Annotated in this window: 15 protein-coding genes; 12 read left to right on the forward strand and 3 right to left on the reverse strand. The window is 28.5% G+C overall.

Features of this window, described 5'->3' with window-relative positions; translation table 11 throughout:
- Window positions 1-14: 14 nt before the first annotated feature.
- Complete coding sequence (locus MHL31_RS10775) at window positions 15-1,460, reverse strand: arylsulfatase (protein WP_240225959.1); 1,446 nt, start codon at window positions 1,458-1,460, stop codon at window positions 15-17.
- A gap of 491 nt (window positions 1,461-1,951) precedes the next feature.
- Between MHL31_RS10775 and MHL31_RS10780 the strand changes: the two genes are divergently transcribed.
- The gene (locus MHL31_RS10780) at window positions 1,952-4,375 is read left to right on the forward strand and encodes a sugar-binding domain-containing protein (protein ID WP_240225960.1); all 2,424 of its coding nucleotides are present in this window, start codon (window positions 1,952-1,954) and stop codon (window positions 4,373-4,375) included.
- A gap of 69 nt (window positions 4,376-4,444) precedes the next feature.
- Window positions 4,445-5,917 carry an arylsulfatase gene (locus tag MHL31_RS10785; protein WP_240225961.1) on the forward strand — a complete coding sequence of 491 codons (1,473 nt, stop codon included), beginning with the start codon at window positions 4,445-4,447 and terminating at the stop codon, window positions 5,915-5,917.
- 482 nt (window positions 5,918-6,399) lie between these two features.
- Here the strand turns inward: MHL31_RS10785 and MHL31_RS10790 are convergent, their stop codons facing one another.
- Window positions 6,400-7,005, reverse strand: a complete 606-nt coding sequence (locus MHL31_RS10790) for an RNA polymerase sigma factor (protein WP_240225962.1) — start codon at window positions 7,003-7,005, stop codon at window positions 6,400-6,402.
- A gap of 107 nt (window positions 7,006-7,112) precedes the next feature.
- Here MHL31_RS10790 and MHL31_RS10795 point away from each other — a divergent pair, with 107 nt between their 5' ends.
- The 5 genes from MHL31_RS10795 (at window position 7,113) to MHL31_RS10815 (ending at window position 14,438) form a co-directional block, all read left to right on the forward strand.
- On the forward strand, window positions 7,113-8,273 hold the full coding sequence (locus MHL31_RS10795) for a FecR family protein (protein WP_240225963.1): 1,161 nt from the start codon (window positions 7,113-7,115) through the stop codon (window positions 8,271-8,273).
- Between the two features lie 93 nt (window positions 8,274-8,366).
- Complete coding sequence (locus MHL31_RS10800; protein WP_240225964.1) at window positions 8,367-11,894, forward strand: SusC/RagA family TonB-linked outer membrane protein; 3,528 nt, start codon at window positions 8,367-8,369, stop codon at window positions 11,892-11,894.
- A gap of 27 nt (window positions 11,895-11,921) precedes the next feature.
- Entirely contained in the window at window positions 11,922-13,325 is a 1,404-nt protein-coding gene (locus tag MHL31_RS10805) for a RagB/SusD family nutrient uptake outer membrane protein (protein ID WP_240225965.1), read from the forward strand.
- A 244-nt stretch (window positions 13,326-13,569) separates the two neighbouring features.
- Window positions 13,570-13,986: a thioredoxin family protein gene (locus MHL31_RS10810; RefSeq protein WP_240225966.1), complete on the forward strand. Its 417-nt coding sequence runs from the start codon at window positions 13,570-13,572 to the stop codon at window positions 13,984-13,986.
- A 14-nt stretch (window positions 13,987-14,000) separates the two neighbouring features.
- Window positions 14,001-14,438: a thioredoxin domain-containing protein gene (locus MHL31_RS10815; RefSeq protein WP_240225967.1), complete on the forward strand. Its 438-nt coding sequence runs from the start codon at window positions 14,001-14,003 to the stop codon at window positions 14,436-14,438.
- 308 nt (window positions 14,439-14,746) lie between these two features.
- Here the strand turns inward: MHL31_RS10815 and MHL31_RS10820 are convergent, their stop codons facing one another.
- Window positions 14,747-15,487, reverse strand: coding sequence for an NYN domain-containing protein (locus MHL31_RS10820; protein WP_240225968.1), 741 nt, complete (start codon window positions 15,485-15,487; stop codon window positions 14,747-14,749).
- Between the two features lie 115 nt (window positions 15,488-15,602).
- Here MHL31_RS10820 and MHL31_RS10825 point away from each other — a divergent pair, with 115 nt between their 5' ends.
- From MHL31_RS10825 to MHL31_RS10845, 5 genes are all read left to right on the forward strand, one after another.
- Window positions 15,603-16,517, forward strand: coding sequence for a glutaminase (locus MHL31_RS10825; protein WP_240225969.1), 915 nt, complete (start codon window positions 15,603-15,605; stop codon window positions 16,515-16,517).
- Window positions 16,518-16,528: 11 nt separating this feature from the next.
- Window positions 16,529-16,765 (forward strand): hypothetical protein, encoded by a 237-nt coding sequence (locus MHL31_RS10830; RefSeq protein WP_240225970.1) that lies wholly within the window; start codon window positions 16,529-16,531, stop codon window positions 16,763-16,765.
- A 14-nt stretch (window positions 16,766-16,779) separates the two neighbouring features.
- Window positions 16,780-16,947: a hypothetical protein gene (locus MHL31_RS10835; protein WP_240225971.1), complete on the forward strand. Its 168-nt coding sequence runs from the start codon at window positions 16,780-16,782 to the stop codon at window positions 16,945-16,947.
- 38 nt (window positions 16,948-16,985) lie between these two features.
- Window positions 16,986-17,870 carry a LysR family transcriptional regulator gene (locus MHL31_RS10840; RefSeq protein WP_240225972.1) on the forward strand — a complete coding sequence of 295 codons (885 nt, stop codon included), beginning with the start codon at window positions 16,986-16,988 and terminating at the stop codon, window positions 17,868-17,870.
- A 75-nt stretch (window positions 17,871-17,945) separates the two neighbouring features.
- A complete protein-coding gene (locus MHL31_RS10845; RefSeq protein WP_240225973.1) occupies window positions 17,946-18,866 on the forward strand; it encodes a YeiH family protein in 921 nt (306 codons plus the stop codon).
- Window positions 18,867-18,883: the final 17 nt, after the last annotated feature.

The raw sequence follows: 18,883 nt of genomic DNA on the forward strand, positions 1-18,883 counted from the left end.
TATATTTATATTGGTTAATTTTCAAATTTAAAACTAAATTCTTCAGATAAGTTGTGTTCATTATCCATAATTTTAATAATTTTTTTCACAATATCCGGATGTTTAGTAGCAATATTATGCTCTTCTTTAATATCTTTAGAAATATTGTAAAGTTCTATAGGTGCATTTGGATTATCGCTCATTTTTAATCGAATTCCTTTCCAATCACCTAATCTAACAGCTTGTTTTCCTTTTTGTTCATGAAACTCCCAATATAAATACTCATGTGTATTTTGTTGTTTATCCATTAATTCTGGTAAAAATGAAATTCCATCAATATTTTCAGGTGTACTAATCTCTGCAATTTCACAAGCGGTAGGTAAAAAATCCCAAAAAGCAGACATATGATTTGAAGTTGTATTTGCTTTTATTTTACCAGGCCAAGTTGCAATCATTGGAACACGAATTCCACCTTCATATAAATCGCGTTTAAATCCTCTTAAATCTCCATTACTATTAAAATAAATTGGATCTGCACCACCTTCTTTATGCGGACCATTATCTGAAGTAAATATTATAATAGTATTATCTGCAATACCAAGGTCTTCAATTTTTTTTCTAATTTCACCTACTTGTTTATCTAAAAGATATATCATAGCAGCAAAAGCAGCATGTGTTTCTTTTTGAGAGCCATACCCACCATTTTTGTAAAATTCTCCATCATCTACTCCATTAAATTTTTTTTCAGGTAAAAGCTTGCCTCTATATTTAGTAATGTACTTTTCAGGTAAAAGAAGTTCGGCATGTGGTATTGTTGTTGGGTAGTATAAGAAAAAGGTAGAATCTTTATTTTTTTCGATGAAAGAAAGGGCTTGTTCATGAATAAATTCAGGCGCATAATCTTCAGTTTTATCTCCGCTATTACCCTCTAACATTACTTTAGTTTGGTTATGCCATAAATGATATGGATAATAATTATGTGCAATTCTTTGACAATTGTAACCATAAAACTCATCGAAACCTTGATTGTTTGGATCTCCTTCTGAACCTGGATAACCTAATCCCCATTTACCAAAAGCACCCGTAACATAACCAGCAGATTTTAAAAGTTCAGGAACAGTTACAATAGATGATTTGATAGGTAATTGTCCTTCAGAGGTTACTTTTTTATTTCCACGAATAAAAGTATTTCCAGTATGTTGCCCTGTCATTAAAGCTGAACGAGAAGGTGCACAAACTGTTGAACCAGCATAATGATCTGTAAAAAACATACCATCTTTAGCCAATTTATCTATGTTTGGTGTAGAGAATTTTTCTTGACCATTAAAACTGATATCACCATAACCTAAATCGTCGGCCAATATGTAGATAATATTAGGTTTTTTAGTTTCAGTAGTTTTTGTGTTTTGTTTTTTTATAGTGCAACCACCTATTGTAAGCAATAGAGAATATAAGCATATTATTTTTATAGTACAATTCATACCACTTTTATTACTTTAAAATTTGATCGACACTTTAATGTTAAAATATATATTCTAACAAAAATATTGAACATATAATGAAAAATGGAGGTTAAATAGTGAAATTAATGGGGGTATTTAGTGCAAAAAAAATTTTGTGATCAAATAAAACCAATTTACACTATAATTAAATGAGATTACATTTTGAGTAAATATTAGATTTTTTAAATTTCTAAACCTACTTGTACATATAATTTAATACCGTTAATTTTTAAGCTATAATTAAAAATTTGAGCAAATAGTACCTCCTATTTGAGCAAATTTTAAGCCCCATAAAGTATTAGATATAGTTAACTTTATCCTATTAAAATTTCTAAACCAAATTTTTAAAAATGATGAATAAACTATTTTTTTTAAGATGTTTTTATCACGAATAACTTTTCAATATAACATAAAAAAATATAGGTTTTAGCTATCATTAGTAATTGAATAAATAACAAAAATTATATACAATGTCTATTAAAAAACTCATAGTAGTAACTTTTATTTTAGCCAATTTATCTGCTTTTAGTCAGATATCATTTGGAGATGCTCAAAAAATTAATGATAATTGGAAGTTTATACTTCAAGATATTCCAGAGGCTAAAAATGCCTCTTATCAAAATACCGATTGGCAAACTGTTAATGTACCTCATGATTGGAGTGTAAAAGAACAACTAAGTCCTACTTTGGCAAGTTGTACAGGTTTTTTACCAGGTGGAATTGGCTGGTACAGAAAAGCAATAAATATTCCAGAAAGTAAGCAAGGTGAAAAAGTATATTTATATTTTGAAGGTGTATACAATAGGAGTGAGGTTTTTATTAACGGTCATTCTTTAGGGAAACGACCAAACGGATATATTTCTTTTGCTTATGACGCTACTTCTTTTGTAAAATATGGAGAAGAAAATACTATTGCAGTTCGTGTAGATCATAGTAAAAGTGCAGACTCTCGTTGGTATACCGGATCAGGAATTTATAGAAATGTTTGGTTGGTATATGCCAACCCGATACATATAGCACAATGGGGGGTTTTTGCACATCCAGAGTTAAATAAAACCACAGGAATTTTAAATATTGAAGTTGCTTTAGAAAATGAAACTGCTTCAAAAGTAAATTTAAAGGTTAAAAATGAATTATTAGATTTAAATGGTAAAGTAGTTTCAAAAACGTATAATAGAGTAGTAATTACACCAAATAATTCAAATAAAATTACAACTAAATTACAACTGAAAAATGCTAAGTTATGGGATTTGGAAAATCCAAACCTATATAATTTAAGAACAACAGTTTTTAAAAATGGTGTTCAAATAGACCAAACAATTACTCAAACAGGTTTTAGAAGTTTCACTTTTGATCCTGATAAAGGTTTTGCCCTAAATGGAAAATGGATGAAAATGAAAGGAGTTTGCTTGCATCATGATTCAGGTGTTTTAGGATCTGCAATGTATAAAGATGTTTGGGAAAAGAGATTAAAAACACTTAAAAAAATAGGTGTAAATGCAATACGTACAAGTCATAACCCGCAAGCACCTGATTTTTATAAATTATGTGATGAATTAGGTTTACTTGTATTAAATGAAGCTTATGATGAATGGGAATTTCCTAAACGTAAATGGTTAGTAGGGTGGAATAAAGGCACTCCAGGGTTTGAAGGTAGTTATGATTATTTTGAAGATTGGGCTGAGAAAGATTTAGAAGATTTTGTACGTCGTGATAGAAATCACTTATCTGTTTTTGCTTGGAGTATTGGTAATGAAGTAGATTATCCAAATGATCCATATTCTCATCCGGTTTTAGATGGAGGAGGAGATACTGGATTTTCACAAGCAACTTACGGAGGTTATCAAAAAGATGCTCCAGATGCTATGCGTCTTGGTGCCATAGCAAAACGTTTAGTAGCTGCGGTTGAAAAATATGATACATCTAGACCTACAACTGCTGGTCTTGCAGGAGTTGCAATGTCTAATAAAACTGCATATCCAAGTGCTTTAGGTATTGCAGGTTATAATTATACAGAAAGTAAATACCATTCAGATCATAAAAAATATCCTAATAGAGTTATTTACGGAAGTGAAAATCGCCATGATATTGATGCTTGGTTAGCTGTAAAAAATAATGAACATATTTTTGGACAGTTTTTATGGACAGGTATAGATTATTTGGGTGAATCTGGAAAATGGCCTTCTAGAGGATTTTATTCAGGATTAGTAGATTTTTCTGGAGAAATAAAACCAAAAGGTTATTTCCGTCAATCACTCTGGTCTGCAGAACCTATGATATATATTGGAACGTATATTCCTAAAAATAAAAATCATATTTCTATGGATGCTTGGCCTTTATGGAACTATGAAGAAGGAAAAATGATTAGAGTTGCTTGTTATACCAATGCAGCAAAAGCACGTTTAGAATTAAATGGAAAAATTGTTGGTGAAGAGAAAAAATACGATGAAGAAACGGGTATTATTTATTGGGATATTCCTTTTGAAAAAGGAAAATTAGAAGCTGTTGGTTTAAATGCTAACAATAAAGAAGAAAGTCGTTATGCAATTATACAATCTCAACAACCTTACGCACTTGTAGTTGATCAAAATAATATAACTATTGATTCAGAAAATGGCGTAGCTCAAATTAATGTTCGTGTAGTAGATAAAGATGGATTACCTGTTATGTTAAGTGATAATGAAGTAAAATGTACTATAGAAGGTCCGGCTACACTTTTAGGTCTTGAAGCTGGAAATAATTCAGATATGACAGATTATACAGACAATGTACAACGTGTATTTCACGGACATATTTTGGCTCATATTAAAACAAATGGAGAAAAAGGTACGGTTAAAGTTAATTTTAAAAGCCCTTGGTTACAACCAGTTTCAACTACAATTACAATTGAATAAAAAATACTTTAACAGGAATATACTTGTTGAAAATTAACTATAAAATGAATTAATAATTAGTGACTTTATATGGAAAAATATTTTAATAAATTAAAAACAAAACTGATATATTTTATTTTACTTTTAGCTATTTTAGGTTGTGGAAATAAGCAAAAAACTATAAGTAAAGAAACCCAAACAGAAATAAAACCTAATATTATCTACATATTAGCAGATGATTTAGGTTATGGTGATATCAGTTTTAATGGTCAAAAAAAATTCTCTACACCAAACATAGATAAACTTGCTAAAGATGGTATGTTTTTTACAGATCATTATGCTGGTTCAACAGTTTGTGCACCCTCTAGATCTACTTTAATGACTGGTCAACATACAGGAAACACCTTTATTCGTGGAAATAAAGGAACAGAACATGAAGGTGATTTTCCTATAGAGGATTCAGAAGTAACAGTTGCTGAACTTTTAAAAACAGCAGGCTATGTTACGGGTGCTTTTGGTAAATGGGGATTAGGTTATCCTGGTTCAGAAGGAGATCCAAACAATCAAGGTTTTGATGAGTTTTATGGTTACAACTGGCAATTGATTGGACATAATTACCACCCATATAATTTATGGCATAACCAAACGAAAGTAATGTTAGAAGGTAATAGTGGAGATAAAACTGAAGATTATGCGCCTGAAATTATTCATGAACAAGCACTTTCATTCATCGAAAAAAATAAGGATACTACTTTTTTTATGTATTACCCTTCAATAATTCCACACGCAGAACTTGTTGCTCCTGAAGTTTATATGGAAATGTTTAGAGGTAAATTATTGCCTGAAAATAAATATAAAGGTAAAGATTATGGAGATAAAAGCTATAAAATGGGAGGTTATGCTTCTCAAGACGAGCCACACACAGCTTTTGCAGCTATGGTATACCTTTTAGATAAGCAGGTTGGTGAAATTAGAAAAAAAATTGAAGACCTTGGTATTGCAGATAATACTATTATAATATTTACTTCAGATAATGGTCCGCATAAAGAAGGTGGTGCAGATCCAATTTATTTTAATAGTAATGGAGATTTAAGAGGATTTAAACGCGATTTATATGAAGGTGGTATTCGTGTTCCAATGATTGCAACTTGGCCTGGTAAAATAAAAGCAAATACTATTTCAAATCATATGTCTGCTTTTTGGGATTTTTTACCTACAGCTTGTGAAATTGCAGAGGTTAGTACACCTGAAAATATTGATGGAATTTCATTTTTACCAGAATTATTAGAAAAAGAACAAGAAAGCCATGAGTATTTATATTGGGAATTTTTAGAGCGCGGAGGAAGACAGGCTGTTAGACTTGACAATTGGAAAGGTGTTCGATTAAAAATGAGCGATAACCCTAATGCAACAATAGAACTCTATAATTTAACGAACGATATTGGAGAGCAAAATAATGTTGCAGATAAAAACCCAGAAATTGTTAAAAAGATTTCTGAAATTATGGATAAAGAACACACATATTCTAAAGAGTATAGCTTTAAGTTCGAAAAAAATAAATAGTTTTAATCACTTTTTAACCCTGTACTTTAACCGGAAAACAATATTTAACAAAAGTATTGTTTTCCGGTTATTTTTAATAATAACCGCTTTTAATATTAATAGTATAGTTGATAAAACTTATAGAAAATAAATTATGTACAACAATTAATTTTAGATATTAAAAAGTATTTATTAAGCGGACAATATCAAAGCATTATAAGGACTCGAAATATTCAAACAAAATTGGTCTTACAAGTATTTTTCCGTTGTACAATTTTGGGAGATAAATTGAGATAATTTAACATCTTTTTAAACTACCCGAAACAAAAAGGTGTTTTCTAATTATGGTGCGGCTTTAAAGTCAATATTTTGGCAGCATAGAATATTAGTAAAAATGGTAAAAAACACGTTTTAAATGGGGTAAATCTACAATCAATTGTTTATTTGTTTTCCTAATAGGCTATAACAGTAATATTTTAACCTATGAATTTTGAAATTATTTTTCAAAAACACGAAATTTTGGATAGATCCACCTGTTTTTTAAAATCAAATAATAAGAAAAATATTGAATTAAACTCTTTCCCTAATTTTTTACTAAGAATTTTGAAAGCTCTTGTCATATGACCTTCTATTGTTTTTATTGAGATATTTAGATACTCCGCAATTTCAATATGTGTTAAGCCTTCTTTTTTATTCAATAAAAATATTTGTTTACATTTTGAAGGTAACTTATTTATCTCTTTATTAACCAAGTCTATTAATTCATTTATTTCACCATCACTTTTTTCAACAACGATGTCTAAAGCTTCAAGATATTTTTTTTCTAAGTTGATAACAGGTTTATTTTTTCTATATTGATCAATAAACTCATTATAAACGGATCTAAATAAATAACTTTTAATTGAAAAATTTGGTTTTAGATTATTTTTATTGGTCCAAATTGAAACAAATACATTTTGAACAATATCTTCGGAAAAAGCTTTATCATTGGTTAAAGTATAGGCATAGCCACAAAGGTTTTTATAGTATGTCTCCATTAAAAAATTAAAAGCTTTGTCATTGCCATTTTTTAATTCTTGTATCAGAAATAAATTATTATTAAAATTCAAATTAGTATAATTTTATTTGTAAATTTTAGCTAATCTAATAAAAAAAGTTACAATATTTTAGAGGGGTATTAAAAATTTTCACGTATTACTTAATATACTATAATAATATGAGAGCATCTGAAATTCAAAAAATAATTGTTAAGTTTCTTAATAAAGAGGCAAATATTGATGATTTGGAAAAGTTGGATAAATGGTTGGATAAAAAGGAAAATACTTTTTTATTTAATCGTTTTGTTCAAGTTGAATTTCTAACAGCATTAGGTATGGGTGAATATGACATAAATAAAGCTAAGGAACAAATTAGATTAAAGCTTAATAATGTAAAGAGAAGGAATAGATTAACGCTTTTAAAAAGAATGTCAATTGCGGCTTCAATTACTTTAATAATTGGTTTTTCTTTATATAAATTTTACAACCATAGTATAATTATGAAAGAAATTTCTGAAGTAGAAAAAAAGATTAACGTTGGATCTAGTAAGGCAATATTAACTTTAGAGAATGGTAACCAAATAAGATTAAATAAAGGGGAAAAATATAAGAATGAAAAAGTTAGTAGTAATGGTGAAGAACTGTTATATACTAACACTAAAAATGCTAATTCAAATGAAGAAATAACCTATAACTATTTAACCATTCCAAGAGGAGGAGAGTTCTTTATAAAATTATCAGATGGAACACAGGTTTGGTTAAATTCAGAATCTCAGTTAAAATATCCTATTGCTTTTGTTGAAGGAGAACCACGTCAGGTTGAATTGGTATATGGTGAAGCGTATTTTGATGTGTCAAAAAGTATAGAACATAATGGATCAAGTTTTAAGGTATTTCATAAAGAACAAGAAGTTAAAGTACTTGGTACACAATTTAATATAAAAGCTTATTCGGACGAGGTGCATATTTATACCACTTTAGTGGAGGGGAAAATAGCTATAGAAACCAAGAAAAACCAAAAAACACTAAGTCCGAATCAACAAGCTATTGTTAATTTAAGTACTGATGAGCTTAAAATTGAAACCGTTGATGTGTACAATGAAATATCTTGGAGAGCAGGTCTCTTTAGTTTTGAAAATAAGCAATTAGATGAAGTTATGACTGTACTTTCTAGATGGTATAATATAGATGTTATTTTTACAAACAAAGATAAAAAGAAGATAAAATTTAATGGTGTTTTTAAGAAATCACAACATATAGAAGAAATTTTATCTATGATTACTGACAATAGTGATAAAGTAAGCTATGCTATTAACGAAAAAACAATTACTATAAAATAAATTAAAAGAAAAAGGGAATGGAGTCTGAATCTGGAAAATTTATACCTCCATTCCCGGATATTAATTAATATTCATTAACTAACATTCAAATTTATGAAAACAAAACTAAATGGGGCATTAATTTTTCTAATTAAAAAGTCTCTGATTATTACAATGAAAGCATTTATTTTTTTATTTTCAGTTCTTTCCTTTGGTATTAATGCTGAAAAAGCACTTTCTCAAAATACCATTATAACATTTGAATCTGACATGGAAATATCAATGGAAGATGTTTTTAAGATTGTAAAAAAACAAACCGACCATGCCTTTGTTTATGAAACAAGTTTATTTAAGGATACACCTAAAATAAAAATTAATAAAGGAGAGATAAAATTGGGAGATTTACTTGAAAAATGTAAAACCGTAACTCCTTTTAATTTCCAGTTTTCTAAATCAGGTGCTATTTTATTTAAAAAAATGCCACCAGAGGTTATTCAGCAAGAAATTACTGGTAAGGTAACTGATAAGCTTGGTTTACCTTTGCCTGGAGTAACAGTATTAATTAAAGGTTTTAAGCAAGGAACAGCAACAGATTTTGAAGGAAATTATTCAATAAATGCACCTACTAATTCAGTACTTGTTTTTTCTTTTATTGGATACCAAAATCAAGAAATTACTGTTACCGAAGGGAAAAGAGTATTAAATGTAATAATGCAGGAAGAGATTTCAGTATTAAAAGAAGTATTAATTAGTACAGGATATCAAAAACTTAAACCAGAGCAAAGCACTGGAAGTACTGTTACAATAAGTGCAAAAGATATTGATACTAGAGTAAATACATCAGATTTTTTCGAAAGTATTCAAAATAAAGTTCCAGGGTTGCTTATTAATAATGATGTAGAGTTTGAAGGAAACTCTTTATTTCAAATTAGAGGAGTTTCTACCATTTACGGAAATAAACAACCATTAATTGTTGTAGATGGTTATCCTACAGAACTTTCATTTGATATGATAAATCCTAATGAAATAGAATCTATTACTATTTTAAAGGATGCAGCAGCAGCTACAGTTTACGGAGCACGCTCTTCTAATGGAGTTATAATTATTGAAAGAAAAAAAGCAGAAGCTGGTAAACCTAAAGTAAATTTTAGAACTACATTTAGTTTTACTCCAAAAGAAGATTATTCACGCTATCGTTGGGATGAAAATGCTTCAGAAATTATTACAGAATGGGAAAAAATTAACCCTAAATCTCTTGTAACTGATCAAGCCTGGGATTATCTTTCAACTCAGTCTGGAGGCTCTTACAATCTTAATCCTGCTGTTACTATTATTGCGCATTGGAAATCTCTTACAGACCCTATCACAATTGAAGAACGAGATAGACAATTATCTGAATTGGCGTCTTATAATAATACAGATGATTACAGTAAACTTTTTTTACGTCCAGCAATAACAAAAAATTATAATTTAAACGTTTCAGGAGGGAATGATAATGCTAAATACTATATAACTACTGATTATTCACAAAGAGAATTAGATTTAAAAGAGAATGAGCAAAGTCTCTTTAGACTTTCTGCAAGAACAACAATAGATTTCTCTGAAAGGTTTTCTTTTGATATGACATCAGATTTAAATATTTCGGACCAGGTTAATGTACCTATTCCAGATATAAATAGTATATATCCATATGAACGTTTTCAAGACAATGACAACAATCCGCTTTCCATTCATTCAAAATCATTAGCAAATCCTTATTATAATGAATTTTTAATGAATACAGGGTTGTTAGATAACAGGTATTACCCTCTAAGTGAAATGAAACAGGTTAGTGACGATATTCGTAATATATCTAATCGTATTACTGCAAACTTTCAATATAAATTAACAGAAGAACTTAATTTTAGTTTTGGAGGGGTTTATGAATCATCTCGTTTAGATAATAGACATCTTGCAGAGGAAGAGTCATTAGAAGCGCGCCAATATATAAATAGATATACAACAGGAACATCTGGTAGTCTTGTTTTTAATATACCTAAAGGAGGTTTTTTAAGAGAGCAAAATAGTACTAGTGAAGGATATACATTACGTGCACAAGCTAATTATAATAAGCAATTTAAAGAAGACCATACGATTAATATTATTTTAGGAGGAGAAGTAAGAGAAATTATTAATAAGTCAAATTCTTCTGCTTATTTTGGATATGATGATAATACACTGTTTACATTACCTGTAGATTATAGTGCTATTTCAGGTATGAATGCTGTATATAGTCCTTTTAACCCTACAATTTCGTTTCTAAATTTATTTTCTCAAGGATATGAAAATAACCGTTTTGTATCAGCATATTCAAATATTGTATATTCTTTTAAAAATAAATACTCATTAACTGGTAGTATCCGCGTAGATCAATCTAATTTATTTGGAACCAATCCAAAATATAAATATAAACCACTATGGTCTGCAGGAGCAGCTTGGAATATCCATAAAGAAGATTTTATGAAAGATATAGAGTTGGTTAACTCTATGAAACTAAGAGCAGCATACGGATTTAATGGGAATGTAGCTAAAAATGCATTACCTCAGGTAATCGCTTCAAATGGGTTAAATACCGTAACACCTAATGAAGTAACTCCAATGCTAGATCTTTATTCTTATGCTAATAGTGGTCTTAGATGGGAACAAACAAGAAATTTTAACTTAGGGTTAGATACAGAGTTATTAGATAAAATCAATGTACACTTAGATTATTATGTTAAGAAAAGTACAGACATATTAGCAACCAATCAAATAGATGCAACTAAGGGAGGTAATTCAGCATTGATAAATAGAGCTTCTATACTTAATAAGGGGTTTGAAATTGATATTGATGCAGATTGGATCTCAAAAAATAGATTTAACTGGAATACAGGGTTGGTATTTTCATATAATAAAAGTGAAGTAATTGATGTTTATAATCCTAATTTATTAGAAAATACATCATCAAGAAACTATATAGCAGGTAGTTATGCAGATTATCTTAAAGGATATTCAATAGGGGCAATGTTTAACTTAAAATATGCAGGTGTTGATAATGAAGGTTACCCGATGTCTTATGATGAAAATGGTGTTGCTAAACGTTTTTTTACTGATGATCAAGGTTTAGCTGATCTTGAATATGCGGGTAGTTCTATACCTGTATATAACGCTGGATTTAGTAATAGAGTAGATATTGGTGATTTTTATATTTATTGTATGGCACATTTTTATGGAGGTTTTAAAGTAAGAGTTCCTGCTCCAACTATTTATAATAAAATAAGACCTATAGAAGGAGCTGATAATTATTGGAGACAACCTGGAGACGAGGCAGATGCAGATATTTTACCTTTCCCTAGTAATAACGATGCACATTATATTGCTTATACCGATAAATATACTGTTAATGGAGCCTACTTAACTATTGGTGATTTAACAGCCTCATATAGCTTTAGAAATAGTGATTTTATTAAAAATTCAGGTATTGCTAATCTAGAAATAAAATTACAAGCTTCAAATATTTATACAGTTGGATTTAATAAAGAAAACTTTAGTAAAGGGACTGGAAGTTATCAAAAAACTTATATGACACCTACATATACATTAGGGCTTAATTTTAATTTCTAAACATAAACAACTTTTAAATCTAATCAAATGAAACAGAATAAAACTATATTGATAATCTTAGTAATATTTTCAATGTTTATCCAAACATCTTGTGAAGATTATTTGGGTATTGAACCAAAAGGTGTAAGGTTGCTTAGCACTGTAAACGACTATGAATTATGGTTAGAAAGTGATTTCTTACAAACTCAAGTACCTTTTAACTTAAATTATTTATCAGATACAAAAGACATAACTAGCGTTACAAGCGAACCATCATATGGTGTTCAATCACTTTATACTTGGCAAGAACAAATTTTAGAAGATCCTAAAGCATCTCCGTTGTTATGGGCAGATTTATATAAAGCAATCTATTATTATAATACCGTAATAATGGGAATAGAAGATGCAACTGGTGGAACTTCACAACAAAAGAAAAGTATAGAGGCAGAAGCACTAATGGGAAGAGCTTTTACTTATTTGCAGCTTGTTAACCTTTATGGAAAACAGTATAATGATGCAACATCAGCAACAGACCTTGCTGTGCCTTTTGTAATTTCAAATGATTTAAATGAACCAACTCCAGACCGTTCTTCAGTTAAGGAAATTTACGATTATATAATTACAGACCTTAATGAAGCTATACCTAATCTTCCAGATAATAATAATGATAATAAATTTAGAGGAAGTGTAGCAGGAGCATATAGTATTTTAGCAAGAACTTACCTATTCATGGGTAAGTATCAAGATGCAGACCGTTATGCTAAGCTTGCTTTAGAAAACGGACCTAATGAAATAGTAGATTATGCTAATATACCTAATGCGTCTGTAATTCCTGATTTAAAGTACAGACCAGATGCTATTTTTGCTAGATATAATTCTGGTATAGGAGTTCCTGAATTTCCAACATTAGAGTTACTTAAATCATATAATACTAAAGATAAACGCTTAAATCTTTATTTCTCTAACGTACCTTTTTTTCCTATGTTGGCTGGATATATTTTTCCTAGTAGGGGTGTAACAATGTATTGGCCAGGTGGAATTACTATGACAGGAAAATATGTATATCCTAATTGTGGAACTTCAGTTGTAGAGATGAGATTAATTATGGCTGAAGCAGCTGCACGTACAAATAATCTTGTTGTAGCTTGCGATGAATTAGATGAAGTACGTAAACACAGGTTTCCTTCTTCATCTTATGTGAAATTTGAATCAGCAGATCAAGAAGAGGTCTTAAATGAAATTATTAAAGATAGAATGCACGAATTTCCATTTCATGGTATGCGTTGGTTTGATATGAGAAGACTTGATGCAGAAAATCGCATGCCAGCTGTTAACAGATATGATGAAGAAGGAAATATAATTGCTACTTTATCTCCAGGAAGTAGTAAATATACACTACAAATACCATCTCAAGTATTACAATTCAATCAAGATTGGCCTGTAACACAATAAAATAAACTAGATCTATAAAGACGTAGCTGAACATTAAAAAAGATGAGGCTGTTTAAAATTTTAGAAAACAGTCATTCGAAACCTATCACATATAGGTAGGTTTCGAATCTCATTTTATTGATAATCAATTATTATGAGAATTTGAGGTTAACTCAGATTGACTAAAATTTAATTTTTTAGACATGCTTTATTTGATTACAAACACGCATAAACTTTTTAAGTTATTAATATTAAAAATAAAAAAATGAAACAAATTTTAGTTACAGTATTACTTATTACCTTGAGTTTTAAATCGTACTCTCAAGAAAAAAAAATAAATTTTGAGAAAGGTACTTTTAAAGAGGCTTTGGCAAAAGCAGCGGGAGAAGATAAATTGATTTTTATGAGTTTTTATACAACTTGGGATGATACCTGTATGAAAATTGATAAACATATTTTTACCCTTGAGTCTGTTTATCCATTTTTCAATAAAAATTATATAAATGTGCAAATAGATATGGAAAAAGAAGAAGGAATAGAACTGGCTAAATATTATAAAGTGAAGTTATATCCAACATTTTTAGTGTTAAACCAAAAAGGTGAAATTTTATCAAATCTTAAAGTTAATAGTGCAGCTACCTTAGTACAAAAAGCAAATGAGGCATTGAAACTTAAATTATAATTAAAAATAAAAAAATGAAACGAATTTTAGTTCTGGTATTTTTTGTTAGTTTAAGCTTTATATCTTGTGCTCAAGAAAAAAGAATAAACTTTGAAAAAGGTACTTTTAAAGAGGCATTAGCAAAAGCAGTAAAAGAGGATAAACTGATATTTATGGATTGTTATACAACTTGGTGTAGACCTTGCAAAGAAATATCAAAATATGTGTTTACTCAAGAACCTATTTATACGTTTTTCAATAAAAATTTTATTAATATAAAAATAGATGTGGAAAAAGGAGAAGGTATTGAAATTGCAAAACATTATGGAGTAAAGTCGTATCCAACATTATTAGTTCTAAATCAAAAAGGTGAAATTTTATCAGACTTTGAAGATTTACGAACAGCAAAGGATTTATTAGAAAAAGCAAAAGAAATTTTGAAATTTAAATCTAACACAACTTCTAGTAAATAATTTAAAAGTAATATCACAGTGTTTTTAAATTTTATTTACAGAGAATTTTTTAATTAATTCTCAAAATATTGTATAAATGTAATTTTAAATTTATACAATTACTATATAATTTCACCAATTTTTAATAATCAATCTTTTATATATCAACTTGTTGCAAAACTTAATATCAAAAATAATTATATTCAATAAAATATTATAGAAGCATTGTTAAATTTGTATTTATTAAGGTTAGAAAGCAAATCAAATAATAAATTACTTACCAACAGCTCTAATGTTTATATCGTATTTATTAAATTCAAAAATGCATATCAATTTTTCTTTTTATTTCTAACATAAATAAGTTTAAAACGCCCACTGGTTTTATCTCTTTGTTCAATTTCAAATTGAGGTAAAGATTTAAACAAAGGAGTTAGCTTTTCAAATCCAAAATTACGTGCATCAAAATTAGGTTGTTTTTTTATAATAAGCGAGCCAACGTCACCCATAAAAGCCCAACCATCATCATCGGCAGTGTCATCTACAGAGTTTCTTAAAAGTCTAATTATTTTTGGTGTAATTTTATCGATACTCGCTTTTTTCTGCTTTGATTTACCATTTTCGGTCTCTTCTTCGCTTGTATCTAATATTTCTAAATAAATAAATTTATCACACGCAACAATAAACGGATCTGGTGTTTTCTTTTCTCCAATACCATAAACAACTAGGCCTTCTTCTCTTAATCTAGTAGCTAATTTAGTAAAATCACTATCTGAAGAAACCAAGCAAAAACCATCTACTTTTTCTGAATATAAAATATCCATAGCATCAATTATCATGGCAGAATCCGTGGCATTTTTACCTGTAGTGTAACCATATTGTTGAATAGGTGTTATTGCATTTTCTAATAAAATAACTTTCCATTTAGAGAGTTGAGGTTTGGTCCAATCTCCATAAATACGTTTTACGGTAGGCGTACCATATTTGGTAATTTCCTGCATCATTTCTTTAATATATTTTGAAGGAATGTTATCACCATCAATAAGTACGGCTAATTTTATATCTTTTATCATAAGATATAAATATACGTAATTTATCCATTAATTTTTTATACTTTTAAAAGCTTTTTTTAACAAGGAAAAGTTGGTGGTTATTTTATTAAAATTTAACAAATGAACATTAAAATATATGGATTATAATGCTATTATTTATAAAATATATTCTTCTTTAGAAAAGTTAAAAAAACACGGAGAAGTTGCTACTTATATTCCTGAACTTGCTAAGGTAGATCCTAACAAGTTTGGAGTACATATTACTACTACAGACAATCAGCATTTTAGTATTGGAGATTCAAACGAAAAATTTTCGATACAAAGTATTGCTAAAGTTTTATCATTAACATTGGCATATAATAAAATTGGAGAAAAAATTTGGGAACGTTTAGGGGTTGAACCTTCAGGAACGGCTTTTAACTCTTTGGTGCAGTTAGAATATAATAAAGGCATTCCTAGAAATCCATTAATAAATGCAGGAGCAATTGTAATTTGTGATATTTTAATAAGTTATTTTGAAGATCCAAAAACGGAAATATTAAATTTTATAAGAGCCTTATCTGGAAACCCTTTAATAGATTTTTCTCCTAGAATTGTTGAGTCTGAAAAACAGACAGGTTTTAAAAACGCAGCACTTATAAATTTAATGAAATCTTTTAACAATATTAAAAATGATATAGATGTAGTTATGGATTTTTATTATAACTTATGTTCCATAGAAATGACTTGTAAAGAGCTTTCTCGTACATTTTTATTTTTAACTACAGATGGTATAGATCCAATTACAAATAAAAAAGTAATTTCAGAAAGTAAGTCTAAACGTATCAACGCTATTATGCAATTGTGTGGTTTTTACGATGAAGCCGGAGAATTTGCTTTTAAAGTTGGTTTACCCGGAAAAAGTGGTGTTGGTGGCGGTATTGTTGCCATACATCCAAATCAATACAGTATTGCGGTTTGGAGCCCTAGATTAAATAAAAAAGGAAATTCTAAAAAAGGAATGAAATTTTTAGAACAATTTACAACTAAAACACAATTATCTATTTTTTAAAAATAAATATTATGGAAAATAATGAAGCATTTATAGATTTTTATACAGGCTCAGAAATTATGATAATGGGTCTAAAAAAACGCCTAGAATCAATTGATGTATTTGGAATAGTTCAAAACGATTTTAATTCTGGAAACCTTGCAGGGTTTGTTGGTGGAACTACAAGCACAGTTAGATTTAAAATTCGTGCAATGGATTTTGAAAAAGCACAACCAGTATTAGAAGCATATTTAAAGGAAGATAATTAATTAGGTTTATAAAAATGAATAAATATAGAATTTTAGGAATTGTTGCATTAGTTATTGGAATAGTATTAATATATACAGTTAAAAACGATTTAGCATCCTTTGTATCTGGAATACTAATAGGTATTGGTGCCGTAGTTACTGTAACTGGAAAAACAATTTTTCAAAAAAAGAATGTCAAATAAATTAAAATAATTTTACCAATTAAGTTACCTACAAGTTAATGAAAACCAAGTTGCATATTTTTAAAGTTGTTGCCAATCATTTAAGCTTTACAAAAGCTTCGGAACAGTTATTTTTATCGCAACCTGCAGTTTCTAAAACAATACGAAATTTAGAAGAAACCTATAAAATTACCTTATTTTTAAGAAAAAGAAACTCTATAGAATTAACTAACGAAGGAAAAGCATTTTTAATTTATACCAATAAAATTTTAGATATTTATACCGAAATGGAAAACCAGTTTTTACATCAAAATAATAGTTTTCCAGACTTTATTAATTTTGGTGTAAGTACAACTGTAGCAAATTATATTATTCCAAAAGTAATAGCGAAATTTAGAATTCAATTTCCAAAAACAAAGTTTGAAATTACCAGTGGAAACTCTGACGATATTGAAGAGTTAATTTTAAATCAAAAATTAAATTTTGGAATAATTGAAGGAAAAAATACCAACCGTAAATTACAATTTAAAGAGTTTATTAAAGATGAAATTGTGCTGGTTACCAATGTTCAAAATAATAGTTTTAAAAAAGATGTTATTAGTTTAAAAACACTTCAAGAAATACCTATTATTTTACGAGAAATGGGTTCTGGAACAAAAGAAATTATTTTTGAATATTTGAATAAGCACAAAATTAAAAAATTAAACACTGTTGTAACTCTAAATAGTACCGAAGCCATTAAAAATTATCTTTTTAATTCAGATAATTATGCGTTTATGTCTATTCATGCCATTTCTGAAGAATTAATTAATAACAAGCTTAAAATTATAGATGTTAAAGATTTAAATATTGAACGATGGTTTTATTTTGTTTCTAGAACCGGATATCAATCTAATTTAATGGATTATTTTGAAAAGTACACCTTAAATAGTTATAACTTTTAGTTATATCAAACAATAAATTAATTTGCTAAAAAGTTATTCTATCTAGCTAATTTTGTATCGATAATTCCTACCGATATGAAAGTTAGATTAACAAAAATTATATTCTTATTAATAGCAATTTTTATTTTATTTGGAACAATTAATAGCCCTACAGCATTACTACTTGGATTTGTGTTTGCACTTCTTTTTAAAAATCCTTTTATATCAAAAAGTCATAAAGCAATTCATCATTTTTTAAAAATTGCAGTTGTGGGTTTAGGTTTTGGAATGTTAATAAAAGAAACGCTTGTAACTAGTAAAGAGGGTTTTAGTTTAACATTTTTTTCAATTATTTTAACGGTAAGTTTAGGTTTGTTACTTACTAAAGTATTTAAATTAGATAAAAAATTAGGACATTTAATTACTTCTGGAACTTCTATTTGTGGAGGAAGTGCTATTGCTGCTATTTCACCAGTAATAAAAGCCAATAGTAAATCTATTAGTATTGCCTTAGGAATTGTATTTTTATTAAATTCTATTGCCTTGTTTTTATTTCCTGCAATTGGACACTTATTACATTTATCTCAAGAGCAATTTGGTTTATGGTGTGCCATTGCTATACACGATACCAGTTCGGTTGTTGGAGCAGCGATGGGTTATGGAGAAGAAGCTTTAAGAATTGCTACAACCGTAAAATTATCTAGAACATTATGGATTATACCCTTGTCTATTGTTTCAATGTTTATTTTTAAAACTAAAGGAGAAAAAATTAAAATTCCATATTTTATTTTGTTATTTATACTGGCAATTTTTATAAATAGTTACCAGTTACTTCCAATTTTAATAACAAGTGAAATTGTGTTTTTTTCTAAAAGATTATTGGTATTAACGTTGTTTCTTGTAGGTTCAACAATTTCAATAACAGACTTAAAATCAACAGGACTAAAACCAATACTATTGGCTTTAAGTTTGTGGATCTTTATTTCAATATTTTCACTAGTTTATATTACATATTAAAAATTATGTGTAAAATT

It is taken from the genome of Lutibacter sp. A80 (assembly GCF_022429645.1).
Taxonomy (GTDB): domain Bacteria; phylum Bacteroidota; class Bacteroidia; order Flavobacteriales; family Flavobacteriaceae; genus Lutibacter.